At 40.6% G+C, this 24,215-nt stretch carries 22 protein-coding genes and 1 tRNA gene; 6 read left to right on the top strand and 17 right to left on the bottom strand.

What is annotated here, in order from left to right; translation table 11 throughout:
* Positions 1 to 55 precede the first annotated feature (55 nt).
* The 7 genes from F9856_RS09325 to F9856_RS09295 all read right to left on the bottom strand — a co-directional run bounded on the left by F9856_RS09325 (position 56) and on the right by F9856_RS09295 (position 8,187).
* Positions 56 to 1,564 (bottom strand): PTS transporter subunit EIIC, encoded by a 1,509-nt coding sequence (locus tag F9856_RS09325; RefSeq protein WP_024378600.1) that lies wholly within the window; start codon positions 1,562 to 1,564, stop codon positions 56 to 58.
* 27 nt (positions 1,565 to 1,591) lie between these two features.
* Complete coding sequence (locus F9856_RS09320) at positions 1,592 to 2,293, bottom strand: N-acetylmannosamine-6-phosphate 2-epimerase (protein ID WP_024414799.1); 702 nt, start codon at positions 2,291 to 2,293, stop codon at positions 1,592 to 1,594.
* Positions 2,294 to 2,691: 398 nt separating this feature from the next.
* The gene (locus tag F9856_RS09315; protein WP_105105287.1) at positions 2,692 to 3,249 is read right to left on the bottom strand and encodes a carboxymuconolactone decarboxylase family protein; all 558 of its coding nucleotides are present in this window, start codon (positions 3,247 to 3,249) and stop codon (positions 2,692 to 2,694) included.
* A 165-nt stretch (positions 3,250 to 3,414) separates the two neighbouring features.
* The gene (locus F9856_RS09310; RefSeq protein WP_004298754.1) at positions 3,415 to 4,110 is read right to left on the bottom strand and encodes an HAD family hydrolase; all 696 of its coding nucleotides are present in this window, start codon (positions 4,108 to 4,110) and stop codon (positions 3,415 to 3,417) included.
* Positions 4,111 to 4,163: 53 nt separating this feature from the next.
* Complete coding sequence (locus F9856_RS09305; protein ID WP_202106422.1) at positions 4,164 to 5,903, bottom strand: ABC transporter ATP-binding protein; 1,740 nt, start codon at positions 5,901 to 5,903, stop codon at positions 4,164 to 4,166.
* Complete coding sequence (locus tag F9856_RS09300; RefSeq protein WP_202106421.1) at positions 5,903 to 7,630, bottom strand: ABC transporter ATP-binding protein; 1,728 nt, start codon at positions 7,628 to 7,630, stop codon at positions 5,903 to 5,905. Before F9856_RS09300 ends, F9856_RS09305 begins: the two co-directional genes overlap by 1 nt.
* 484 nt (positions 7,631 to 8,114) lie before the next feature.
* Positions 8,115 to 8,187: transfer RNA gene (locus F9856_RS09295), tRNA-Thr, on the bottom strand.
* 281 nt (positions 8,188 to 8,468) lie between these two features.
* Here F9856_RS09295 and F9856_RS09290 point away from each other — a divergent pair.
* Genes F9856_RS09290 through F9856_RS09280 form a run of 3 tightly spaced genes read left to right on the top strand, consistent with a single transcriptional unit; the run spans position 8,469 to position 11,232 of the window.
* Positions 8,469 to 8,939, top strand: a complete 471-nt coding sequence (locus tag F9856_RS09290) for a FeoA family protein (protein WP_014735592.1) — start codon at positions 8,469 to 8,471, stop codon at positions 8,937 to 8,939.
* Complete coding sequence (gene feoB / locus F9856_RS09285; RefSeq protein ID WP_202106420.1) at positions 8,936 to 11,080, top strand: ferrous iron transport protein B; 2,145 nt, start codon at positions 8,936 to 8,938, stop codon at positions 11,078 to 11,080. The genes F9856_RS09290 and feoB overlap by 4 nt, the downstream gene beginning before the upstream one ends.
* Positions 11,080 to 11,232 (top strand): hypothetical protein, encoded by a 153-nt coding sequence (locus tag F9856_RS09280; RefSeq protein WP_004298744.1) that lies wholly within the window; start codon positions 11,080 to 11,082, stop codon positions 11,230 to 11,232. The genes feoB and F9856_RS09280 overlap by 1 nt, the downstream gene beginning before the upstream one ends.
* A 52-nt stretch (positions 11,233 to 11,284) precedes the next feature.
* Here F9856_RS09280 and ftsX read toward each other — a convergent pair whose 3' ends face one another.
* From ftsX to F9856_RS09250, 6 genes are all read right to left on the bottom strand, one after another.
* The gene (gene ftsX, locus F9856_RS09275; RefSeq protein WP_024378183.1) at positions 11,285 to 12,214 is read right to left on the bottom strand and encodes a permease-like cell division protein FtsX; all 930 of its coding nucleotides are present in this window, start codon (positions 12,212 to 12,214) and stop codon (positions 11,285 to 11,287) included.
* The gene (ftsE, locus tag F9856_RS09270) at positions 12,207 to 12,899 is read right to left on the bottom strand and encodes a cell division ATP-binding protein FtsE (RefSeq protein ID WP_002936190.1); all 693 of its coding nucleotides are present in this window, start codon (positions 12,897 to 12,899) and stop codon (positions 12,207 to 12,209) included. The genes ftsX and ftsE overlap by 8 nt, the downstream gene beginning before the upstream one ends.
* A gap of 142 nt (positions 12,900 to 13,041) precedes the next feature.
* Positions 13,042 to 14,137, bottom strand: a protein-coding gene (prfB, locus tag F9856_RS09265; protein ID WP_105130359.1) for a peptide chain release factor 2 whose coding sequence is annotated in 2 segments (ribosomal slippage) — positions 13,042 to 14,064 and positions 14,066 to 14,137 — 1,095 coding nt in all. Because the reading frame shifts where the segments join, the coding sequence is not laid out codon by codon here.
* A gap of 34 nt (positions 14,138 to 14,171) precedes the next feature.
* On the bottom strand, positions 14,172 to 15,299 hold the full coding sequence (gene queG, locus F9856_RS09260; protein WP_202106419.1) for a tRNA epoxyqueuosine(34) reductase QueG: 1,128 nt from the start codon (positions 15,297 to 15,299) through the stop codon (positions 14,172 to 14,174).
* Between the two features lie 40 nt (positions 15,300 to 15,339).
* Positions 15,340 to 15,828 carry a VanZ family protein gene (locus tag F9856_RS09255; protein WP_029173954.1) on the bottom strand — a complete coding sequence of 163 codons (489 nt, stop codon included), beginning with the start codon at positions 15,826 to 15,828 and terminating at the stop codon, positions 15,340 to 15,342.
* 168 nt (positions 15,829 to 15,996) lie between these two features.
* Positions 15,997 to 16,413, bottom strand: coding sequence for a TM2 domain-containing protein (locus F9856_RS09250; protein WP_004298733.1), 417 nt, complete (start codon positions 16,411 to 16,413; stop codon positions 15,997 to 15,999).
* A gap of 133 nt (positions 16,414 to 16,546) precedes the next feature.
* On the opposite strand from F9856_RS09250, the gene F9856_RS09245 reads away from it, so the two are divergent.
* Positions 16,547 to 16,936 (top strand): hypothetical protein, encoded by a 390-nt coding sequence (locus F9856_RS09245; protein WP_029744388.1) that lies wholly within the window; start codon positions 16,547 to 16,549, stop codon positions 16,934 to 16,936.
* Between the two features lie 122 nt (positions 16,937 to 17,058).
* The gene (locus tag F9856_RS09240; protein ID WP_202106418.1) at positions 17,059 to 17,244 is read left to right on the top strand and encodes a hypothetical protein; all 186 of its coding nucleotides are present in this window, start codon (positions 17,059 to 17,061) and stop codon (positions 17,242 to 17,244) included.
* Between the two features lie 266 nt (positions 17,245 to 17,510).
* On the opposite strand, the gene F9856_RS09235 is transcribed toward F9856_RS09240, so the two are convergent.
* From F9856_RS09235 to F9856_RS09225, 3 genes are all read right to left on the bottom strand, one after another.
* Positions 17,511 to 20,195: a cation-translocating P-type ATPase gene (locus F9856_RS09235; RefSeq protein ID WP_202106417.1), complete on the bottom strand. Its 2,685-nt coding sequence runs from the start codon at positions 20,193 to 20,195 to the stop codon at positions 17,511 to 17,513.
* A 474-nt stretch (positions 20,196 to 20,669) separates the two neighbouring features.
* On the bottom strand, positions 20,670 to 21,056 hold the full coding sequence (locus F9856_RS09230; protein ID WP_024377428.1) for a DUF1934 domain-containing protein: 387 nt from the start codon (positions 21,054 to 21,056) through the stop codon (positions 20,670 to 20,672).
* 11 nt (positions 21,057 to 21,067) lie between these two features.
* Complete coding sequence (locus F9856_RS09225; RefSeq protein WP_024419334.1) at positions 21,068 to 21,955, bottom strand: sulfite exporter TauE/SafE family protein; 888 nt, start codon at positions 21,953 to 21,955, stop codon at positions 21,068 to 21,070.
* 323 nt (positions 21,956 to 22,278) lie between these two features.
* Here F9856_RS09225 and F9856_RS09220 point away from each other — a divergent pair, with 323 nt between their 5' ends.
* Positions 22,279 to 22,887 (top strand): DUF6900 domain-containing protein, encoded by a 609-nt coding sequence (locus F9856_RS09220; protein WP_202106416.1) that lies wholly within the window; start codon positions 22,279 to 22,281, stop codon positions 22,885 to 22,887.
* A gap of 136 nt (positions 22,888 to 23,023) precedes the next feature.
* On the opposite strand, the gene F9856_RS09215 is transcribed toward F9856_RS09220, so the two are convergent.
* On the bottom strand, positions 23,024 to 24,215 hold a 1,192-nt coding region (locus F9856_RS09215), incomplete at its 5' end, for a hypothetical protein (protein WP_202106415.1).

The following is a 24,215-nucleotide window of genomic DNA, read 5'->3' as shown; positions in this document are numbered from 1 at the left end:
TCAAAAATACCCGATAGGTACAGTTTGAATGCTTTTAATTCGCTTAAATATAACTCTATTCTTCAAGACCAAGAATTTGATTGATTTCTTGGCTATACAGAATAGCCTTACCTCCGAAAATAGCCTGTATTCCTCCTTTTACATCCAAAACAGCCGTTGCACCTATAGACTGAATAACTCCCTTATCCACAAGACCACTCTTTCTGAGCGATACTCTTAATCGAGTCGCACAGGCAGTTACATTCTCAATATTATCTGCTCCACCAAGAGCATCGATGATAGCAATTGCATTATCACGAAGACTAGAGCCGTTTGATAAAACTTTTTCAGAATGTGATGCTTGATCACTACTTTCCATACCAGGAACTAGCACGTGAAATTTGGTTACTAAAAATTTGAAAACTAGATAATAAACTGCTGCCCAAAGCAAGCCAACAGGAATCACATAAATCCAATTGGTTTTGTCATTTCCTTGGAAAACACCAAAAATCAAGTAATCAATAAGCCCACCAGAAAATGAGTTCCCAATACGAATTTGCAGGAGATCCGCCACTAAGAATGATAGTCCATCTAAAAATGCGTGAACAACATATAGCCATGGAGCAACAAACAAGAAAGAAAACTCGATTGGCTCGGTAATTCCTGTCAATAGGGAAGTTAATGCACTACTTGAATAAAAACTGCCAACCTTCTTACGATTTTCCTTAGGAATTGCGTGATACATAGCCAAACAAGATGCTGGTAGACCAAAAATCATCGTTGCAAATCGACCAGCAAAAAATCGAGTTCCATAAGTAAATAAGCCTGTGTGATTCGCATCTGCTAATTGAGCAAAGAAAATATTTTGCGCACCTTGGATTGTCTCACCTGCTACCACTTCACTTCCACCTAATGAGGTATACCAAAACATTGGATAGATGGTATGGTGCAAGCCAAATGCACCTGTCAAACGTAATCCAAAACCATATAAGAAAGTTCCAAAACTTCCCATCTCTGCTATTGCCTTACCAAAATCAACTAATAAATTCTGAATCGGTGGCCAAATTATATAAAAAATGGAGCCAATCGCAATTGCTGCAAATGATGAAATAATTGGAATAAAGCGAGAGCCTCCGAAGAAACCAAGAAAGGCTGGTAATTCAATTTTTCGATATTTATTGTGTAAAGTTGCAACAGTGATACCAATCGCTAAAGCGCCCAAAACTCCAGTATCAATGCTTGCTCCCTTATCTGCAAAAAGAGTTAAAAATCCACTAATAGTAGCCGTATAAACCAAGTATGCAACCCCAGCAGATAGGCCAGCAGTCCCCTTATCAGCATCTGCCAAACCTACAGCAACACCAATTGCAAAAATCAATGCTAAATTCGCAAATACCGCACTACCTGCCGTACTCATGATAGTGAATACAGCTTGCAACCACGCTTGATCCAATACAGGAAATTGTGCTACAGCATTACTATTTGATAAGGCGCCTCCAATTCCCAGTAAGAGACCAGCAACAGGCAAAATTGAGATTGGCAGCATAAAGGCCTGCCCTAGCTGAGAAAACTTCTTAAAATTCATACTCCATTCCTTTCTATAACCTATTTATTATTTATGTAAAGCACTAATAAACCGCTCTGCGATTTCCTTTGGACGTGTGATCGCACCACCTACAACAATTCCTGCCACACCTAAATCATGAATAATTTTTACTTGGTCAGGATAGTGTATTTTTCCTTCCGCTATCACATCGATACCTGCTCGGCACAAGCGGTCAATCAATTCAATATCTGGTCCCTCCTCCTGCCTACTATAGGATGTATACCCCGAAAGTGTTGTCCCAATGAAATCGATGCCTGCTTCATAAGCAGTTAATCCTTCCTCAAAGGTTGAAATATCTGCCATAAAAAGTTGTTCGGGGTATTTTTCCTTGATTTGCTTAATGAAATCAACAATATCGAGTCCGTCATAACGCTCACGCTTGGTACAATCAAGAGCAATGACCTCAATATCTAGAGCTGCTAACTCGTCTACTTCTCGCATCGTAGCCGTAATAAAGGGCTCTTGTGGAGGATAGTCTCGCTTGATAATTCCGATAATTGGTAAAGTAGTTACTTCTTTTATCTCCTTAATATCTCGTACACTATTGGCCCGAATACCGACAGCACCTGCTTCTTGGGCAGCCTTGACTAGTAAAGGCATAATACCACCTTCTTCCCGATACAGAGGTTCGCCTGGCAAAGCCTGGCAAGAAACGATAATTCCATCTTTTATCTGTTCTTTTAGAGCTTCCTTACTGATCTTGCCCATTAATTTCTCCTTTCTATTCCTGGATACTGGATAGCGCTTACAATATTATTATATAGCACATTAACTTTTTTTCAATCCCAGTTCCTCATTTAAAATCTAATTTCTATTTTGAAAGAAAATAGTCTTCTTTTGAAACTAGTTTCAACATTTTATACCTCTTCTAAAACTAGTTTTAAAAAACAAAGGCCATCTCATACTCAATGAAAATCAAAAGTAGCCTAGGAAACGAAGCCGAAGATAGAACTGGAGTTCATCAAGGCAAGTTGACAACGGATAATTTTGATTTTCGAAGAGTATCAAATGTATATTAGGAAAATCACACTTGGTTAATTCAAAAAAACTAGTTAGGATAACGTAAACGTCCTAACTAGTTTGCGATACATATTCTGCTGGAACTCCTACAGAGCATAGGCCTGTAATTCTGGATTGATAGGAGTGTTGATGAGATTGTTGGCATAATTACAAAGAGTTGCAAGACTGACTCCTAACACCACATCCAAGGCATTTTCAGCCGTGTAGCCCTCTTGAAAAAATTCCTCTAGCAAGGGCTGCTCAACCTTGCCTTTTTCATGGATAACAGCCAGAGTAAATCGAGCGAGAGCATCCAATTTTGCATCCGTTTCGATGGGAGTTCCCTGGCGTAGAGCCTGTAGAATAACATCTGGCATCTTAACCTGCTTGATAGAAATAGCCGTATGACCTGCCACGCAAAATCCACAGCCATTGGCAACGGCAGCTGTAATTTGTACCACTTCACGCTCCGTAGGTTTCAGACTACTACGGCGATTGATACCACTAACAGTTTGGTAGGTTTCTAGGGCTGTAGGAGAATTGGCTAAAAGACCGATGAGATTAGGAATATAACCGCCATTATTTTTCTTGACAGTCGCAAGGTTTTCTCGTAATTCTGGACTAACAGTCTCTAGAGTATGGATAGGAAAGAAAGCTTGTGTCATAGGTAACTCCATTTCAAAAAATTTCATAGAGTAGGAATAAAAATCTGCTTGGATTCACACCTATACTTCTATGCTTAAATTTTATACTATCATAAAGACAGGTATTCTGCTAATATATTTTACCTATCACACCTATAAAAAATTGATAATCCCTTGCAGAAACCACTAGAAAGACTGGATAACTTCGACCAGTTCATCCCAATCTGTCACCACTTTATCTGCCTGATACGGAGCTATTGGCTCTATTCTCTTTCTATGATTAAACCAAATTGCCTTCCAATTCGCAGCTTTCGCTCCTACCACATCATTTTCAAACGAATCCCCTAGATAACAAATATCTTCACCTGACATCCCCAAACGTTCTTCCATTAGTTGAAAAATAGCAGGATTTGGCTTTGTGATACCAACTTGTCCAGAAATAAGGACATGTTCTAGCTCAAACCAATTAACTAACCCCATCGTGCGTATCTTTCTCAACTGATGTCTATAAGGTCCATTCGTAATAATCCCCATTGCAATTCCTTGCGCCTGGCACCACGAAAATATTTCTGGAAACACTGGACTGAGCTCTATCTGCCCTTGAAAATAATCATAATCTATTTGAATAGCTAAGGCTGTTGCATCAGACACCTGATACCCAAAATCTGCCAAAGCATGTTTCATCCGATAAATATGACTGTCTTTCAGACTCATCTTTCCAATTGCTGTTGCTTCAAATACTTCATCCGCATATCTGCGAAAGGAAAGGTAGAGTGGTTCAATTTGCTCCCTTGCTACTTCAATATGTCTTTCCAAAGCACGTTCAAACGGTTGAATCTGATCATAAAGCGTATCATCTACATCAAAAATTAAGGCTTTCATGAGTCAATTATAGCAAAAAATTCCAGCCAAAGCTTGGAATTTTTAACTGCTTATTACACCTTTGCTTGAATCTCATGCATTTGAGCATATACTCCACCACGTGCAACCAATTCTTCATGCTTCCCATGTTCAATAATTCGACCTTGATCTAAGACAAGAATCTGGTCTGCATTTTGAATGGTAGAAAGTCGGTGAGCAATAATAAAGGTTGTCCGACCTTCTTTTACCACTTCCATGGCATGTTGGATAATTTCTTCCGTCTCCGTATCAATATGAGAAGTTGCTTCATCCAATATCAGAATTTTAGGATCAGAGTAGAGTGTCCGCGCAAAGGCAATCAACTGACGTTCCCCACTTGAAAAGGCCGCCCCCTTCTCAACAACCGGTTCATCAATCCCTTTCTCTAAGCGAGATAGCATAGGCCTTGCACCAACTTTTTCTAGCGCCTGCATGATTCTTGTTCTATCTGCTTCCTCTTCATTCATGGAAACATTGCTGGCAATCGTCCCTGTAAAGAGATAGGGATCTTGCAAAACAATCCCCATGTGACTGCGCAGGCTTTCACGAGAATAATCACGGATATTTTTCCCATCAATCAGTACACGTCCCTCCTGTGGATCATAGAAACGATAGAGGAGGTTCATAATAGAAGACTTACCAGACCCAGTATGCCCAACCAGAGCAACTGTTTCTCCTTTTTCTGCCCGAATGGTAATATCTTTCAAAACTGGTCTGTTTTCTTCATAGCTAAAGTTCACGTGTTCAAACACGACTTGCCCTTGTTCAACTTCCAAAATACGATCACAGTCGTCCTCCACCTCTTCTTCTAGAAGGGCCATTAGACGCTTACCTGTTTCAAAAGAGCGAAGCATATTTGGGAACTGTTGAACCAGCGCTCCCAAAGCAATGAAGACTCCTTCGATATAGTTGACATAAACAAAGAGTTTCCCAGCTGTAACTCCATCCTGTCCCGCAAGAAACTGATAGCCGACTACCGTTAAAATCGCAGCAATGACTAAATTTTGCAGAAAACCACTCAGATTCCACGTGGCAAGAGACTGGGCCCAGATAATCTTATTATCTGCCCGACGCATCTTGTCAGCAGTCACTTCAAATTCTTTCATGATGCGCTCTTCTTGTCCAAAAAGTTGAATCAAACTTGCACCATTCATGGTCTCATTCACCTGCGTATTGACGTCACTCCTTGCATCATAAAAATCCTTCATCGGCTTGTCTGTCATTTTCTTGTAAGCAAATTGAATACCGATATAGAGTGGTATCAAGAGTAACATCAGCCAACCAAGACTCCTATTCATGTAAAATAGGACACCGTATGTAAAGAGCAAACGAACAATATTGTTAAAGGCATTAACTAAGGTCCCATAAAATTGTGTCCGCAGAGTTTCTGTATCATTGACAATTCTAGTTGCAATTTTTCCAGCGGGCTTATCATCAAAATAAGAAATAGGCAACCGTTGCATAACATCATAAGCTTGATTACGTAGATTTTCAGCAATACGATTGGCGCAATGCATGAGTAAACGCATAGATAGGTAGAAGCCAATAGCTCCCAGAATAATCATTCCCATGTATTGAGCTGACTGGTTTAAGAAAACAGCTTCATCAAAGGGCAAACCCTTGCTCAAATCCGTAATCGGCCCATCAATCGCCTGCTGAATCAGCAGAGGAGCCAATCGAACCATGGTCGAAGCCAATAGATAGAAGCCGACAGCTACTATAAATAGCCACTTAACACGACCGATTTGTTTTAATAAAAAACCTAAAATAGTCATTACTCTCCTCCTTCCTGGCTTTGTTGTCGTTGGTATTGTTCATAGTACCAACCTCTTTGGGCAAGCAAATCAGCTGGACGCCCTTCCTCAACGATACGCCCCTCATCCAAGACTAGTACCCAGTCTGCATGGTTGACAGCAGATAGACGATGGGTCACGATGACATTGGTTTTGCCTGCACGTTCTTTTTGAATATTTTGGATAATCTGGCGTTCTGTCCTAGCATCCACTGCCGACAAAGAATCATCTAGAATCAGCAAATCTGGCTCTCGCAGGAAAGCACGGGCAATGGAAATCCGTTGTTTCTGACCGCCAGAAATAGACACACCACGCTCACCAATCATGGTATCAAGACCATCAGTCATCCGTTTTAAATCTTGACTAAAAGCTGCTGTGGCAATGGCTTGTTCAATCTCCTCAGAGCTACTAGCTACTTTCCCAAGGGCAATATTTTCTCCAACAGACCTTGAAAACAAAATGTGTTCTTGGGGAACATAGCCAATTTTTTCCTCTATACTAGAACGTTTAAAGTCTAAAACAGATTGATGATTGATGAAAAAATTTCCCTGACCAATCGGATACTGGCGTAAGAATTGACGCACCAAGGTCGTTTTTCCCGAACCAGTTTTCCCAACGATACCTACAGTTTGCCCTGCTTTCAGTGTCCAATTGATGTCCTGTAGGCTGGCTCTTTCCGCCTGTGGATAACTAAAGCTATAATTTTTGAAGGAAATACTAGACAGCTCTGCAATTTCCTTAGAACCATCAGCCTCCAAATCATCACCCGTCTCAATCAGCTCTTGCAGTTTTTCAAAGGATGTCTTACCAGTCTGATAAACAAGGATGAAATCTGCTAGTGTCCAAAACGGCTCTAAAAGCGAACCGACATACAATTGAAGAGCAATTACTTGTCCCAAGGTCAGTTGCCCTGCTTTCACGGCTTGTGCCCCCATGAGAAGCACGAAAATAGTAGATAATCCCAAACAGACTGTGGCTAATGGATTATACAATGATTGCAAGGAAGTGATGCGATCCCCACCCTGAGCCAATTGCTTGGTACGAGCTTGAAATTGAGCCTTTTGAGTTGCTTTTTTACTATAAGCCCGAGTCACTCGAATGCCTTCGATGACCTCCAAAACTTCATTATTGAGCTGGGCTACAGCTTCCCTATTGGCATCAATCGCCTTATCTTGTTTTCTCCCGATAAAAAATATACATAGTGTCATGAACAGCATCGGTAGTAAAGCTACTAGCGAAATTTTCCAATCAATAAAGAACATCGTGGGAATGATAAAAGCCAACATACCACCTGCATAGACGACAATCATAAGACCGTAACCCACCATCTCCATCAGCCCATCCACATCCGTTGAAAAACGAGTCATGACATCTCCTGAGCGGAATTTTTCATAAAATGGAGTTCGCATGGTCACTAATTTTTTAAAGGCACGTTGCTGCATATCAAACTTGAAATTGACAGAGGCCTGAAATAATTTCAGGTGCCAAATGAAGGCTGTTGCATAGTTCAGCACTGTTACCAATAACAATAAGGTCATCTCCTGAACCAATATGGCCTGTGTTAATTCATTCTTGGTCAGTATATCGACCATCCGCTGTATGATTTGCGTTGGTAGCAAAAGTGTGGCGTCATAAATAATCAAGGTCACAGCAACCAATAGATAGAGCCACTTGTGTTGTTTGACGTAATCAAAAATCAATTTAAACATATTTCTCCTTTAAGTTAAAACCTGTATTCACTCAAAATACCCTCTCATTCTAAAAGTATTTTACTTGTGAAAAAGGTTATTAAAACGATTCCTTTCTAAGCACAAAAAAGCCTAGGTGTGTTTTAAACTCCACCTAGGCATGGATTTAAGTCCACAAAAATAGACCAACTCTAGAATAGCAAGGTTAAATCCTATCAAGGCATGACCACACATGCTTGATTGGCCCAACTTTCAGAGTACAGCCCACAAAGAACTAGAATAGTTCATCAATGAGCCCTGTTTTCCTGCTTAGAAAGGAGTGTATGATAAAAAATAGCTTGCTGAATGACAAGTTGCTTGTTCATTTGTTTTACTCCTTTCATATTTCTAAGCCCTATTCTACCATAATAAACATTCATGTCAAGGGATTTTTTGACAATAAGGGCGAATTTAGGACAAAAATAAGAAAAAACCTTGTCAAACAAGGCCTTTCGATAGTATTCGATGCTAGTTGCCGGGATTGAACCGGCGACCTCATCCTTACCATGGATGCGCTCTACCGACTGAGCTAAACCAGCAGTACTTGACTAGTATATCATATCTCTAAAAAAAGTCAATGGATTTTTTGGAAATATTGAGAAAAATAAAGAAAGCTAAATTCCCAAAGTAAGTTCTAGTCTGTCTTAAAAACTGGAAATTAGACTGAGACAAAGAAATAAGGTAGAACTTACTATGGGACAAGTTGGTAACTGACAATGAAAAACCAAAATAAAGAGAAAATAAGCTATTCCTAAAAATTATCTGACACTTTTAAGGAATTGTGCTATACTATTGTTATAAAAATCACAAAGGAAACGATATGAAACTACAAAACCTTCAAGTTGGACAATCTTATTTAGTCAAAGATTGTCTAACGCAAGATGATATTCGTAAACACTTAGCGCACTTGGGTTTAAAAGTCGGAGAAGAGATTCGCATCATTTCAAAAACCAAGACCAATGCAATTTTCCAAGTCAAGGCAAGCCGTCTAGCCCTAGACAGAGAAATTATCGAATCTCTGGTTTTAATAGAAAAGTCAGCTACGGAAATAATCAATCTATCCGAGGCACCTATTGGTAGCTCAGCTAAGGTTATGGACATCTATGCAACAGGTGCACTCCGTCGTCGCCTCATGGATATGGGACTTACAAAGAACACGCAGCTATTTCTCAAAAAAGTCGCTCCCCTGGGCGATCCAATCGAAATTACCTTGAGAGGATACGAGCTGACACTACGCAAATCCGAAGCGCAAATGATTGGTGTTCAAATCACAAGCGAGGTGAGGAAATGACAAAACACATCGCCCTTGCAGGAAATCCAAATAGCGGAAAAACAACTCTTTTCAACCTCCTAACAGGGACCAACCAACGTGTCGGTAACTGGCCTGGAGTCACCGTTGAAAGAAAATCTGGAACGATCAAAAAGCGAAAACATTTACTAATTCAAGATTTACCAGGTATCTACTCGCTGTCTCCCTACACACCAGAAGAACGGGTTGCCAGAGATTATTTGATAGCGGACCAACCAGCTGCTATCCTCAACGTCCTTGATGCAACAAACTTGGAGCGGAATCTCTATCTGACCTTGCAGTTATTAGAAATGGGTCTTCCTATTGTTATCGCCCTCAATATGACAGACGCCCTGAAAAGTCAAGGTCGCTCAATAAACAGCGACCAGCTCTCCTATCAACTGGGAGTTCCTGTACAGCCTATCAGTGCACTAAAAAAGCTAGGTATATCCCAGCTCCTCCATGAAGTAGAAAAAATTACCAATCAACAAGCCGAGCCAATCTATCCTCAGTATGACAAACAATTTGAAGCCGGTCTCGCCCAAGTTATTGACCTATTATCGGATTCCATCCCAAATCATCAAAAACGCTTCTACGCCATTAAGCTACTCGAACAAGATCAAGTCATTCTAGACCAATTGCAACTAAATGCACAAGACATGCTTGATTTGACCGAAATCATTGCCATTTTGGAAAAAATTTACGCAGACGATATGGAAGCCATTATCGTTAATCAACGCTACCAATTCATCGAGAAAATCACAGAACTGGTCACAAAAGACAGCGATAAGACTTTTAACCTGTCTGATAACATCGACCGACTTGTTACCAATCGTTTTCTTGCCCTCCCTATCTTTGCGGCAGTCATGTGGCTGACCTACTTCCTGTCTATTCAAACGGTTGGTACAATGGGGACTGACTGGGTGAATGATGTCCTCTTCGGAGAGCTTGTTCCAGGCCTTATTCAGGAAAATCTAGATCGATTTGAAATCGCTGGCTGGCTACAATCTCTGGTCCTTGATGGCATTATTGCAGGATGTGGAGCCATTCTCGGTTTTGTACCACAAATTTTCGTCCTCTTCGTCTGCTTGGGAATCTTGGAAGACATCGGCTATATGAGCCGAGTCGCCTTTGTCATGGATAGGATTTTTAGGCGTTTTGGTCTATCAGGCAAATCCTTTATTCCCATGTTGATTTCCACAGGCTGTGGCGTTCCTGGAGTCATGGCAAGCCGGACTATTGAAAATGAACAGGACCGAAAAATCACCATTATGACAGCAACCTTCATGCCCTGTTCTGCCAAACTTCCTATCATTTCGCTGGTATCCGGTGCTTTCTTTCCTGACAATCCTTGGATTGCTCCAAGCGCCTATTTTGTCGGTATGGCTGCCATCGTCCTATCCGGAATGGCACTAAAAAAGACCAAGCAACTTGGTGGAGTCGCAAGCCCCTTTATCATGGAATTACCATCTTATCACTTACCAAAACTCAGTACGGTTCTCCGATATGCATTCGATAAGGCACTTAGTTTTATCAAACGAGCTGGTACCATTATATTTGTGACCAACATCATTATTTGGTTCAGCAGTTCCTATAATTGGTCTTTACAAATGGTAGAAACAGATGAGAGTATCTTAGCCTCCATTGGACGCAGTTTTTCTCTCCTCTTTGCCCCACTTGGTTTCGGAAATTGGCGAGCAACTGTTGCTGCCATTACAGGTCTCTTAGCCAAGGAAACCGTCATTGCCACCTTTGGTATCCTCTATAAATTAGGAGAAACAACCGAAGAAAATCCCGAACTCTGGGGGCTTTTACAACAAGACTATACAGCATTGTCAGCTTACTCCTTCCTAGTCTTCAATCTCCTCTGTGCCCCTTGTTTTGCGGCTATTGGTGCTATTCACCGTGAAATGGGAGAAGCCAAGTGGACATGGATTGCTATCGGTTTCCAAACAGGTTTAGCCTATGCAAGTAGTTTGGTTATCTATCAGGTTGGTCTTGTACTTATCTACGGACAATTACCAACCATCTGGACATTTATCGCTATCTTTCTAATTATCACAGCCATCTACAGCCTAATGAAAAAACCAGCCAAAACTCTTCCAATCGTCACGCTAAAAACATTAGAAAAAGGAGAATATTAATGCCCACACTTATCCTCTTTCTCATCATCGTCATCTTATTTTCTCTTGCTATTCGCAGTCTCATCAAAGGAAAAGGATCCTGCGGAGATTGTTCCTGCGACTGTGCTATTAAGCAAGAGATGAACGAATCTTCTCACCATAGACATCCATAACAAAAAGGTCTGCCTCATTATTGTGCAGACCTTTTTACATGTAGCTTGTCTATTAAATTTTTAAGTAGCGGTTCATGGAAATGACTGATCCCAAGGAACCAATAATAATACCAATTACAAAAAGTGCGCCAATCATTCCTGGAACAAAGACATTCATACTAATCAGAGACAAATCTTGACTAGCAAGACTAGCATTTACTGAAGTATAGATCATCTTATAAAGAGAATAGACTAAAACAGAAGGCAAAATAGCTCCGAGGAGACCTACCCAGGCACCTTCCCAGAGGAATGGTCCACGGATATAACTGTTTTTAGCACCAACCAGACGCATAATCTGAATTTCACGGCTACGAGAAATAATGGTAATCCGAATAGTATTGGAAATCAAGAAAACAGCAGTAAACAGCAATAAGCCAGTTGCTGCCAATCCCCATGTACGAACTAGATTAGCTAATTTAAAAATACGTTCCGTTTCAACTTCCCCATCACGTACCTCTGTAACACCATCAATTTTAGCAATCTCTGCTGCAACAGTTTTTACATACTGCGGTTCAGTCGTATCAATGATATAAGCATCGTAAAGTGGATTGGCATCTCCTTGGAATAGGTTCCAAGTATCTCCCAAGGTAGCTGTTAATTTCTGCAACTGTTCATCCTTACTTGAATAAGTGACAGATTGTACATTTTCTAAGGCTGTAATCTGATTGTACACCTTTTGATAATCTGGATTAGCTACCGTCTCTCCTGCTTCGTTCACAATCGTCTCAGCTTGATCAGTTGAGTTCGCTCTCAAGTATACATTGATACGTACATTCTGTTCCAAATCCGAAGCGAGCTTTGCTGTGTTCAAAATAACTGAAGCAAATAGACCAACCAAGGTAAGGGTAATGGCTACAGATGAAATGGCTGCAATCGTCATCCAACCATTTCGCTTCAAACTCTTCAATGACTCAATAAAGTGTCTAAAAAATCGATTACTCATCGTATCCATATTCTCCTTCCGCTTCATCACGTACTACACGACCATCTTCAATCGCAATAACACGGTGACGAAGTGTATTTACAATCTGACTATTGTGTGTCGCCATCAAAATCGTTGTCCCCTGTAAGTTAATTCGCTCCAATAGATTCATGATTTCCCAAGAGTTTTCAGGGTCCAAGTTACCAGTTGGTTCATCAGCAATCAATACTTTAGGATTATTTACAATGGCACGGGCAATAGCAATCCGCTGTTGCTCACCACCTGAAAGTTCATTTGGGAAAGAGCGAATCTTGTGCTTCAAACCAACCAAATCTAAAACTTCCATTACACGTTTCTTGATATTCCGTGGTTTTTCACCGATAACTTCCATCGCATAAGCAATATTTTCAAAGACAGTCTTTTTAGGTAAGAGTTTGTAGTCTTGGAAAACCACTCCTACACTACGACGTAGAAGAGGAACATCTCTCTTTTTAATTTTTGCAAGGTCAAACTTACCAACCTTTAGACTCCCCTTATCGAGCTTTTCCTCCCGATACAAGAGTTTGATAAAGGTTGACTTACCTGCACCAGAAGGACCTACAATGTAGGCAAATTCTCCCGCTTCAACATTGACTGATACTCCGCGAAGGGCAGTCGTTCCGTTTCCATATTTCTTGGAAACGTCTTTCATTTCTATTATTCCCATAGGATTTCCTGTCTTAGACAGTCCTTTCTTTAGATTTGAGAACGTTTTTTTCAAAATACAGTCCGTATTCTTAAAAAAAACTTCCTTGATGAGCGAAAAACTATCTCTTATTTACAAGCACTTCACTTGTAAATACAGGTTCTTAGCTAATTCGCCATTTTAAATAAGCATCTATAAAGCCGTCCAAGTCTCCGTCCATAACCTTATCGACTTGAGCCACCTCATAACCAGTACGGTGGTCTTTTACCATTGTATAAGGTGTAAAGACATAAGAACGAATCTGACTTCCCCAAGTGATCTCTTTCTTGTCACCCTTGAGTGAGTCTACTTCTGCCGCTTTCTTCTCCTGCTCCAATTGATACAATTTAGCCTGCAAGAGTTTCATTGCACGATCACGGTTTCCATACTGAGTACGGTCAACTGTGGACTGAGTCACAATCCCTGTCGGAATGTGCGTCAATCGAACACCCGTTGAGACCTTGTTGACGTTCTGTCCACCAGCACCTCCTGAACGGAAGGTATCCATCTTCACTTCATCATCTCTGATTTCAATTTCAATGGTATCGTCCAACTCAGGCATTACCTCTACAGATGTAAAGGAAGTATGACGACGCTTAGCTGAGTCAAAAGGTGAGATGCGCACCAAACGATGAACACCCATTTCTGACTTGAGCAAGCCATAGGCGTTTGGCCCAGTAAAGCTTAGAGTCACGGACTTAATACCTGCCTCATCACCAGCTTGATAATCCAATGTTTCTACTGTAAAACCTTTGGCATTTCCATAACGCTGATACATCCGCAGGAGCATTTCTCCCCAGTCTTGTGCCTCGGTACCACCCGAACCTGGATGGATTTCCAAGATAGCGTTATTGTGATCATAGGGCTCTGACAAGAGCAGGGTCATCTCATAGGCAGTCATGGTTTTGTCCAAATCTGCTAACTTTTCAACCAACTCATCCCGAACAGACTCATCTTCTGCTAGAAAATCTAGCAAAATTTCGGATTCATCATATAAATCCAACATCTGATGGAAATTTCCGTAGGTGTTTTTTAATTCATTCAACTCCTGAGACGTCTTCTGGGCTGCCAAATTATCATTCCAGAAATCTGGCTCCGTCATCTTGTTCTCAAGAATGGCAATCTCTTCTTCCAGACCTTCTAAGTCAAAGAGACCCCCTAAAAGAAGTTAATTTTTTGCCAAGTTCTTCAATCTTTTGGCGAATTTCTGCTGTATCCATATACACCTCATTTTTATTCATAATATTTATTATATCACATTTGCAAGTCCTTGACCATGTTGAGAAAGGCCGTTTGCTCTGCTCTGACATCATCATTGTCTGATGAAATACCTGCGATAAAGGAAACCATCTCATCATTGGGCTGTTTGACCAATTGCCCCAAGGCCCAGATAGCCGTTGCCATGTGGACCGGATTTTGTTTCTTATCGATGATTTCTAAAAGTTTGGGAATGGCAGAGCGGTCATTGCTATTAGCTAAGGCGATGATGGCATTGCGCTGGAGAATATTTTTCCCTCGCCAAGAGCCAGCAATCAGGCCAAATTTCTCCTTGAATTGTCCATTTGACAAGTCCAAGAATGGAATCAGCTCAGGCTCAGCCAATTCTGGGTCAATCTCCACCACAGGTGGACTGGAAATTCCCTTGTTGTAAGGACAACAAATCTGGCAAATATCACAACCATAGATGACCGTCTTGATTTTCTTACGAAACTCCAAGTCCATCATACCCTTATCCTGGGTCTGAAAGGACAAGCAACGACGGGCATTCATAGTCGTATCCCCTAATAGACAAGACGTCGGACAGGCTGCAACACAGCGATTGCAATCACCACAATCATAATCTACTGGTTGATCTGGTTCGATGTCCAGGTTGGTCACTAATTCTCCTAGAAACATATAGGAACCAAATTCCTTAGAAATGACTAGCCCATTCTTACCGATAAAGCCAATTCCTGCACGACGAGCGACCGCTGTATCCACCAAAGCTCCTGTATCTACCATAGCCTTGTATTCCAAACCATCCGTCAGTCTCTCAATTCCCCGTGCCAAACGCTCCATCTTATCTTGCAAGATATAGTGGTAATCAAGCCCCCATGAACTAGGGGTAATCTTCCCACGTTTGTATTGGGTCTTCTGCGGTTTGACAGGCAAATGTCGAGGATAAGCTACCGCGATAGAAATGATGGTTTTGGCAGATTCTAACGACAGTTTGGGACGGATACGTTCTTCGATATTCTTGTGTTCAAATCCTGACGAACGCCCTTCTTCCTGACTAGCACGAAGTGATTTCTCCAAATAAGCAAAATCATCAGCCGTTGTAAAACCAATCTTCGAGATTCCGATTTCCTGAGATAATTTAATAATCTCTTCTTTGATATTCATTACATTCATTTTAGCAAACTTTGGATATATTTAGCAAGACCTACAAAGCTAAATAAGTTATTAATATAACAAAAAACGTTAGCGCAAAACAAAAAATATTCATACGAACATAGGCCTTCTCCCGCCAAATACTGGTCAAGACATACATGATATTAATGCCGATTGCTCCCCCTAAGCCGTTAGCCAGTAAATCAGTTATATCTGCAACCCCAAGTAAAAGAAGATATTGCAGAACCTCAAAACAGAGACTCACTAACATAATCAAACATAGATTAGCCACCCACGATGCCTTGCGAAATAGCATTTCCATATAAATACCAAAGGGAATAAAACTTACAATATTAAATAGAATTTCTGGAAAATCCAGCACTCCATCATAGACTGCTGTTCCTGCAAATGGAATTAAGTTTATACTAGCATAACCATAGCGTCCATATACGATGCTCAAGTCCATCTTAAAGACAATCATCCAAGTAAGTAAAAGGAGATAGGCAAAAAATAAAAACATACTCATTTTCTTTGTCTGCATAGAAATTCTCCTCTCAACTAGCATATTTTATCATTATATCATAAATGCTGTTCTATAAAATGTCACTTCTGTGACAAAGCTCGTTCCATATTACAAGTACTTTACAGCCTACTAAAAACAGAAAAGGAAGACACTACCAAGCCTCCCCTTATTCCCAAAAATATCTTATTAAAATGTCTGATTGCTATGCTGAAAAGCCTTATATTGATGGATTTGTAGCATCAAACGCTCAAAGTTCGCTTCCTTACATGCTCGCATGATTAAGAAGCAATCAATAAATTTCCACAAATAAAGTCCCAAAAATAACAAGAACCCAATCAAGATAAATAGCGTAACAAAAGATACTGCAAAAGCAATCAGCTTGGCAAATCCCAATTCTTTATTCCCGACATAAAAACGGTCGACACCAAATTCACCGAAGAAAATAGCCAAAATAAGAGCGACAAGAGGTTGACGCATCTCAACCATCATAAGAACGTTTAAAGCCTCATCATCTAAATCTTCTAGTTCTTTTTGCAGAATGAATAACTTATCAGATGGCAAATAACTGCTTTTACTTAAAATATAATTCTGAAGATAATTCATATAAACTCCTACCTCTTCAAAATTATAGCAGTTTCTTATTCTTCAAGCAAGCCTGTAAGGGAAAACAGTATCAGAAATCGTTTACATTTTTTTCTTTTTTGCTATAATGAAACTAGATTACAAGGAGGTTCATATGAGAGTTATTATTCATTATCCAAAACCTATCAAACAACTATCCTCCCAAAAACTTCCGCTCCTGGTAGATGGAAAAATTGCTGGGACAGTTACTCAAGGTAAAATTCTAAGCTTACCAATTACACAACCATCTGTTACACTAAGCATTCGAGGGGATAAAAAATCAAGCATTCAAGTTAAAGACGGCGATAGGGTCCAAATAGTGGAGAATAGCAAATACTTCACTCTCTACTATTTCAGCTTGGCTATCATACCAATCGCCTTACTGTTTAACTTACCAACTCTTGTCAAAACCATCCTCCTCATACTAGCACTAGCCATTACTTTGTTGGGACAAGCAATCTTCCCAAAATACATTATCAGTACAGAAAAAAGCTCAGACCACTAAATCTGAGCTTTTTCAAATGATATAGTCTTTAGTTTGCTTTTAGTACAAGGTATCGAGTTGCAGGCTGTACTGAAGTACGGCAAGTCGAAAGTGACGATGTATCAAAGCTAATTCAGATGACTATGGAAAGTAGCAGATACTTCACTCTCTACTATTTCAGCTTGGCTATCATACCAATCGCCTTACTGTTTAACTTACCAACTCTTGTCAAAACCATCCTCCTCATACTAGCACTAGCCATTACTTTGTTGGGACAAGCAATCTTCCCAAAATACATTATCAGTACAGAAAAAAGCTCAGACCACTGAATCTGAGCTTTTTCAAATGATATTCTTTTAGTACAAGGCAACGAGGCGCAGGAGGCTGGGCAAAAAGTCCAAAGCCACTTCTCAGAGTTCGTGTCAACATCTCAGCGCAGTGGTTGATTGGCAGATTTGTTCGTGTTTCACACTCTAAATCTGACCTAATCAACTGTGCGGGGGTGGGAAGACGAACTCTTTTTTGACTAGTTGAGTTCTTTCCCACTCCCAAGGCGAGTTAACGAAGTAATAAAAGATAAGCTGAATAACTATGATTAGATAGCTTTTTCATCCAATCCCAACTTACGTTGAACAAATTTAACAATTTCTACAACGACAACCATGAGACCTGAACCAATAATGGTTACCAACCACTGGGTTGGAGAGAGAACGGATACATGGAAGAAATTGCTAAATCCTGGAACAACGATTGTCGCCATTAACAAAAGGAAAGCAAATGGAATTGACCAGTTGAAGAGTTTATTTTTGAACAAACCAACTGTGAAAATGGACTGATAAACAGACTTAACATTGTATGCATGAACCAGTTGGATCAAACCTAATGTCACGTAAGCCATTGTCAAAGCATCTGCATGGATTTCTTCATAAATGCTGTGTTCTGGGTAAAGCAGGGCAAATCCATAGACACCCAATACCAAAGCGGTCTGTAGAATACCTTGATAGATGATAGAGCTAAGGACACCACCTGAGAAGAAGCTTGAATTGCGTCCACGAGGTTTGTGTGTCATAATACCTGGTTCAGCAGGCTCAACACCAAGAGCGATAGCTGGAAGAGTGTCTGTTACCAAGTTAATCCAAAGGAGATGAACTGGCTCCAATACGTCCCAACCAAAGAGGGTAGCAAGGAAGATACACAATACCTCAGCAGTATTAGCTGACAAGAGATACTGGATGGTTTTTTGGATGTTTGAGAAGACCTTACGTCCTTCTTCAACCGCAACGATAATAGTCGCAAAGTTGTCATCTGCAAGGACCATATCAGAGGCACCTTTCGAAACTTCCGTACCTGTGATACCCATACCGATACCGATGTCGGCTGTCTTAAGTGATGGTGCATCGTTCACACCGTCACCAGTCATGGCAACAACCTTACCATCATTTTGCCAAGCCTTAACGATACGAACCTTATGTTCTGGAGATACACGCGCATACACAGAGTATTGCTTGAAGACTTTCTGGAACTCTTCATCCGTCAATTCGCTGAGCTCTGCACCTGTAAATACATGGTCTTCTGTATCATTTGGATCGATGATACCAAGACGCTTGGCAATCGCCTCAGCTGTATCTTGGTGGTCACCCGTAATCATGATTGGACGGATACCAGCTTCCTTGGCAACACGCACAGCTTCTGCTGCTTCTGGACGCTCAGGGTCAATCATACCTACCAAACCTGAAAAGATAAGATCATTTTCAACAACGTCAGATTCCAACTCAGGAATAGCATCAACATACTTGTATGCCATCATCAAGACACGAAGGGCTTGCTTAGCCAAGTCCTTGTTAGTGGCAAGAATGGCTTGTTTATCCGCATCGGTAATCGGACGGATTGTACCATTTTCTTCAATTTGCGTTACACGTTTGAGCAATTGGTCCGGAGCACCTTTAACAGCAACAAAGAAGTTTCCAGCAGCTTGTTGGTGAACAGTTGACATCAATTTACGTGTTGAGTCAAATGGCAGTTCAGCCACACGAGGCTCAGAAACCAAGACTTCACGAACATCAAAGTTTTGGTCCAAACCAAATTGAACAAGTGCAGTTTCTGTTGGATCACCAATCAATTTACCAGAAGGATCTACCTTGGTATCGTTGGCAAAGTTCATAACACGAAGCGTTGTATTGCTTGCATCCAAAGCTTCTTTAGCATCCACCAATTGACCGTTTGTATAAACTTTTTCAACAGTCATCTGGTTCATAGTCAAAGTACCAGTCTTATCTGAAGCGATGATTTCTGTTGAACCAAGTGTTTCAACAGCAGGCAACTTACGGATGATAGAATTACGCTTAGCCAATACTTGAGTACCAAGTGAAAGGACAACCGTTACAATAGCTGGCAAACCTTCTGGAATGGCAGCAACCGCAAGAGCTACAGAAGTCATAAGAGCAGGCAAAATACCTTCTCCACGTACGAAGACTGAAACAGCCATCGTTACCGCAGCAATTACAAGAACTGCATAAGTCAAGACCTTAGACAATTGGTTGAGGTTTTGCTTCAAGGGAGTATCGGTTTCATCAGCATTGGCAAGCATACCTGCGATATGACCAACCTCTGTGTACATACCTGTGTTTGTAACCACACCAAGACCACGTCCGTAAGTAACGTTTGAGTTTTGGTAGGCCATGTTGACACGGTCACCGATCGGTGCATCTTCAGCCAAAACTGCTGACAAATCTTTATCAACTGGTACAGACTCACCTGTAAGAGCAGCTTCTTCGATTTTGAGGGAGTTAGCTTCCAACAAACGCATATCGGCAGGGACAACATCACCTGCTTCAAGCAAGACGATGTCACCTGGTACCAAGTCTTTAGAATCAACTTCGACTACATGATTGTCACGAAGCGCACGCGCAACTGGGCTTGACATGTTTTTTAGCGCCTCAATGGCTGCCTCAGCTTGACCCTCTTGATAAACACCAAAGGCAGCATTCAAGATAACTACGGCCAAGATGATAATGGCATCTGTCAAACCGTGTGAACCTTCTGTAATCACCGTCAAGATTGCTGCTGCAATCAAAATAATAATCATCAAGTCTTTGAACTGATCCAAGAATTTAGCTAAGAGTGTGCGTTTTTCACCCTCATCCAATTCATTACGACCATAGTCTGCCAGACGTTTGCTAGCTTCACTACTAGACAAACCGTCTAAAGAAGACTCCATGCTTGACAATACTTGCTCTTCGCTTTGTGTATAAAACAAATCGCGTTTTTGTTCTTTTGACAATTTCCTTCTCCTTCTCGGTCCCTTTTTTACCTAACAAATAAAAAAGAGACCTGTTTAATGAGAACCTCTCTTCACAGCTCGGCACTTCTATCTAGGGCTAGTTTTCTGTCACTCATCTTTATACTCTTCGAAAATCAAACTCAGGCGTTGTTGACTTGAATTGATGAACTTTAGTTCAATCTGCATCGGCGTCGCCTAGCCTGACTTTGATTTTCATTGAGTATTAGTTTTTTTGAAATACAGTCATTATTCCTTCAAAAAACTGCCTTGATAGACAAAAAACTATCTCTTATCTAAAAATACCTTACTTGCGAAGACAGGTTCTAAAACAAGTCTCGCTATTTAATATATTGCCGGAAACAAGTCGGATTGACGACAATATCACGGAATTTTCCGCTAGCTACTCCCTCGATTTGTTAACTATTATATCAAAAATCCCGAGAAATTCAAGAATATTTTTCTGGAAATAAGAGATTATTTCCACGAGATTTCCAAATCATAGGAAGCAAAAAGTTGCTGGTTCTCCAATCCCTTTAATTCATATTGCAACTGGACACTTTGATCCGAACGGTTTAATTGGTAACGTTTTGTATCGGTCACAAAATGCTGGATTCCTAACGGTGTAGGAATGGTCACAATAGCTTCTTTACCAGAAATGAATCGCATAATAGACTTTGGAGTGGAAAAACGTGTCATCACTAACTCTTCTTCGTCACATTTTATGACAACTTTTTCAGCTTCATCGTTACTATAAATGAGATAGAGATTCCCATCTTTTTCCTTAATTTCCACTTGAAATTGCTGATCCACTACCTCAATCTGCCCGTCCAGATCAATTTCATTTCGTAAATGAATATCCATAGTTCCTCCTACTATTTTTTAATCCTAGTAACAAAGGATGAACGAAGCAGAGTAAAGCCTGTATACGCTGCAACGAAGACAACTAAAATTTTCAAATTATTAATATCCAAATTTGATAGGAAGAAAGCAGCTGTCAAAACACCTAGCACCCCACCGACAATGATTCCTGGAACTCCTGGCCAGTTTACTCGTCCTGATTGGATAAACTGTTTGGCACCAGCAGTCATGATCATCGCAGCGTTCAGCATCATAACTGGAAGAGCGACCGCAGGACTGATCCCCATCAAGGAGAAGAAAATTAACTCAGGAGCATAGTTACCCAGTCCCATACTCATCAGCATTCCCACCATAAAATCAAAGGCAATACCAACAGCCAGTTTCCAACCAGTTAAGCCCTTTACTTCATTGGTAAGATCTGCGCCAGGGTTAGTAATCATGCGATAGACCATGAAACAGGCTGCAATAATTAGTAAAATCCCAAGAATTCGTTGAACTTTCTTTGTATCCCATTTTTGAGTTACCTTGGCACCAACAAAGGCACCCGTAAATGCCGCTGCTGCCATAGCAATCAGAGTGACCATATCAACCTCAACTATCGTAATAAACAATAGCGCCTCTACTAAGACTGGTATGATGTGCGCCGTTGTCATGGTCGCAGGAATTTTACGATCGTCTTCCACCAACTTTGTCAGTTTAAACATAGTGGTTGTCGTTGCAAAGGTTCCAATCCCCAAGGTGTCTAGCAAATCAGTAACATAACCGATACCAAACCCTGTCCAAAATTTCTCTTTTAGAGAAATATCATGCTTTTTAGCATAGGATAGAATTGTGTAAAGCATCCAAAGAATTAGGGCTACAATAAAGACCTGAATAGTTAATAAGATAATTTGATTATTCATCTCTTCATTATACCACAGCTCAGACAGCAGTCCAAAATTAAGATTAAACCTATACCCACAATTTATATACTGTCCTTATATTAGCATTGGAAATCAAATAAACACCCCTGTCAACAGTCATAAAGCAGAAAATAATACCCATAACCCAACCAGATAAGAGGTGGTATCACTAACTGCCTCTTATTTAGCTCATAAATTCTTCTTGGCGAAGTAATTAAAAAAGTTCTTATTAAAGTTTTTTTAAGGATTTTATTTTCTCCTTGACTCTTCTATACTAAATGAGTTATCATCAGAGCACAAAAAAATAATCAAAGGAGAATATAATGGAAAGATTCAACATTAATCCAACAAAAGAAAAGCAAGAGCTGAATACATCTATCCTAGAGGAGGAAATTCGAAAAATATTCAATACAGAATACGAAGCACCAGAAGTAGATGAAGTGCTAACACAAATAGCCAAACAAGTTGGTAAAATCCCCTCCCTAAAGCGTCAATATTCGGACAGCCAAGATTTTTATGATGTATCTGTTTGGCGTTTACGAGAATTATTGAGGGTGAGTTATGAATTAGGCAAAGTTCATAGCCAACATCAAGCAAAATCCCCTGATTTCGAAAAAGCACAGGACATATACGAAAAAACATATCTAAATCTAGAGATTGGAGATATTGTTGATTTTGGTAGCTTTACCGACTTTAGCTACCACTATGAAGATGTATTTAATGGCGGGAATTTTCAAGTTTGGCACGGATTAGTTGACAACAAAATGCTTGAATATACCTGCCAGTTTAAGGATTTTGAGACCGCTCGAAGTCTTTATGACCAATTAGACAACAAAGATGACAACTACTTCAATATATTAATGGGCAGCCTTAATAAACAAGAGGTGGAGATTTTAGGCAAGAATATAGTTTGCATGCCTCACAAATGCTAAATCTTGAATTTTTAAGACCAATATCATACAATATATATGAGAGGAAAAAACGATAAAATCGTTTTGCACGAATCCTTATATATCCTCTCATTTTAAAATCCTCCTTTTGGGAGGATTTTTTAGTCTCTATTATTTTTTAACAAGCACCAGAACTACCAAGATTGGTTCTGAAGTTTGTTACCCAGAAATCTTTGCAAAGCTGGTTGTCTCCGTCCACCTGAACGGCAAATTCAGGGATCGGGAAGTCCAAATCTTCGCTCTCAATTCGGCTCTCTACTCGTCGCATTCGGTCGTTGGCGCGACCAGTGCTGTCGACAATCGGCTGGACACCATTGAAGTTTACATATTCGCCATTGTTAAGCAGTCGAACCCTGAAGTTTGCTCCAGAATAGATTGGAGTTAATCGCAAGAATGCAATATTACCTTGAGCAACCGTATGTCCGAGATTCACGGTAGTTACACAAGCATAGCCTCCGCCAGCGATATTATTTCGGCATCGAACCGCAGTTAAATCGTTCGTACTCGAACCGTCTCCGGTTTTTCGAGATGTTGGCAAGGTGTCGGTTGTATTGCCAACGGTTGTAGGATAATAGATTCGCTCGTTCAAGCCGTTTCCATTTACTGCAAACACTCCGTCATCCAAAGCTGCCAAACCCCCACCCGTATAGCCCATAAACTGCGCTTTCATTACCGGTGGTCGATGAACCGCTCTACTCCATTCACTCTTTGATGGCAATGAATATCGGCCACCATCTGGTGCTGGAAGATTAACATTAGTGTTGTTTGGCTGAGTTAAATCTCGCTCCGAATACCAGCTAATTTCAACCTGATTAAAGCCACCCACAGCCCTTAGCGGAACGTTTTTCGAACTACCGTCAGCTATAACACCAAGGAAATCTGGAGTATTTGCTTGAATCCTGACACAAGTGTAGGCTTGGTCTAACGCCAAATCATTATTGATGCCAGTGCCACTGGTTGTTTGGATTCGAGTTTCACCAGTCTCTGCACCAATTCCAGCACTATTCAATGTATTACAGGTGTTTCTTTCTAAAGCCGCATCCATTCGAGCACACCGATCCGTGCCAGTATCGAAACCAGAACGACAATCGGTATTCCAAATACGAACAAAGCGCTTCGCGTCCTCTACGCCAGCCTGAGCTGAGTCATAGGCAGATTGCGACAAGTCCTGACGGCTTGCGTTCGAAAGGTCGCGATTGACCATTCGAACGAAGCTCGCTGTTAGAAGTGCCACTAAGACACAGGTGACAATGACGATAAACATCGAAACGCCACCTTTTTTGAAATTGTTTTGTTTCTTCATCGTTTCT

Source organism: Streptococcus suis (assembly GCF_016743335.1).
GTDB lineage: Bacteria > Bacillota > Bacilli > Lactobacillales > Streptococcaceae > Streptococcus > Streptococcus suis_Y.
This window is presented reverse-complemented; position numbering and strand designations above follow the sequence as displayed.

What these genes read in the sequence shown, in the direction of transcription:
- F9856_RS09325 (WP_024378600.1), bottom strand. Translation starts at nt 1,564, where the DNA reads ATGAATTTTAAGAAGTTTTCTCAGCTAGGGCAGGCCTTTATGCTGCCA.
- F9856_RS09320 (WP_024414799.1), bottom strand. Translation starts at nt 2,293, where the DNA reads ATGGGCAAGATCAGTAAGGAAGCTCTAAAAGAACAGATAAAAGATGGA.
- F9856_RS09315 (WP_105105287.1), bottom strand. Translation starts at nt 3,249, where the DNA reads ATGACACAAGCTTTCTTTCCTATCCATACTCTAGAGACTGTTAGTCCA.
- F9856_RS09310 (WP_004298754.1), bottom strand. Translation starts at nt 4,110, where the DNA reads ATGAAAGCCTTAATTTTTGATGTAGATGATACGCTTTATGATCAGATT.
- F9856_RS09305 (WP_202106422.1), bottom strand. Translation starts at nt 5,903, where the DNA reads ATGACTATTTTAGGTTTTTTATTAAAACAAATCGGTCGTGTTAAGTGG.
- F9856_RS09300 (WP_202106421.1), bottom strand. Translation starts at nt 7,630, where the DNA reads ATGTTTAAATTGATTTTTGATTACGTCAAACAACACAAGTGGCTCTAT.
- F9856_RS09290 (WP_014735592.1), top strand. Translation starts at nt 8,469, where the DNA reads ATGAAACTACAAAACCTTCAAGTTGGACAATCTTATTTAGTCAAAGAT.
- feoB (WP_202106420.1), top strand. Translation starts at nt 8,936, where the DNA reads ATGACAAAACACATCGCCCTTGCAGGAAATCCAAATAGCGGAAAAACA.
- F9856_RS09280 (WP_004298744.1), top strand. Translation starts at nt 11,080, where the DNA reads ATGCCCACACTTATCCTCTTTCTCATCATCGTCATCTTATTTTCTCTT.
- ftsX (WP_024378183.1), bottom strand. Translation starts at nt 12,214, where the DNA reads ATGAGTAATCGATTTTTTAGACACTTTATTGAGTCATTGAAGAGTTTG.
- ftsE (WP_002936190.1), bottom strand. Translation starts at nt 12,899, where the DNA reads ATGGGAATAATAGAAATGAAAGACGTTTCCAAGAAATATGGAAACGGA.
- queG (WP_202106419.1), bottom strand. Translation starts at nt 15,299, where the DNA reads ATGAATATCAAAGAAGAGATTATTAAATTATCTCAGGAAATCGGAATC.
- F9856_RS09255 (WP_029173954.1), bottom strand. Translation starts at nt 15,828, where the DNA reads ATGCAGACAAAGAAAATGAGTATGTTTTTATTTTTTGCCTATCTCCTT.
- F9856_RS09250 (WP_004298733.1), bottom strand. Translation starts at nt 16,413, where the DNA reads ATGAATTATCTTCAGAATTATATTTTAAGTAAAAGCAGTTATTTGCCA.
- F9856_RS09245 (WP_029744388.1), top strand. Translation starts at nt 16,547, where the DNA reads ATGAGAGTTATTATTCATTATCCAAAACCTATCAAACAACTATCCTCC.
- F9856_RS09240 (WP_202106418.1), top strand. Translation starts at nt 17,059, where the DNA reads ATGGAAAGTAGCAGATACTTCACTCTCTACTATTTCAGCTTGGCTATC.
- F9856_RS09230 (WP_024377428.1), bottom strand. Translation starts at nt 21,056, where the DNA reads ATGGATATTCATTTACGAAATGAAATTGATCTGGACGGGCAGATTGAG.
- F9856_RS09225 (WP_024419334.1), bottom strand. Translation starts at nt 21,955, where the DNA reads ATGAATAATCAAATTATCTTATTAACTATTCAGGTCTTTATTGTAGCC.
- F9856_RS09220 (WP_202106416.1), top strand. Translation starts at nt 22,279, where the DNA reads ATGGAAAGATTCAACATTAATCCAACAAAAGAAAAGCAAGAGCTGAAT.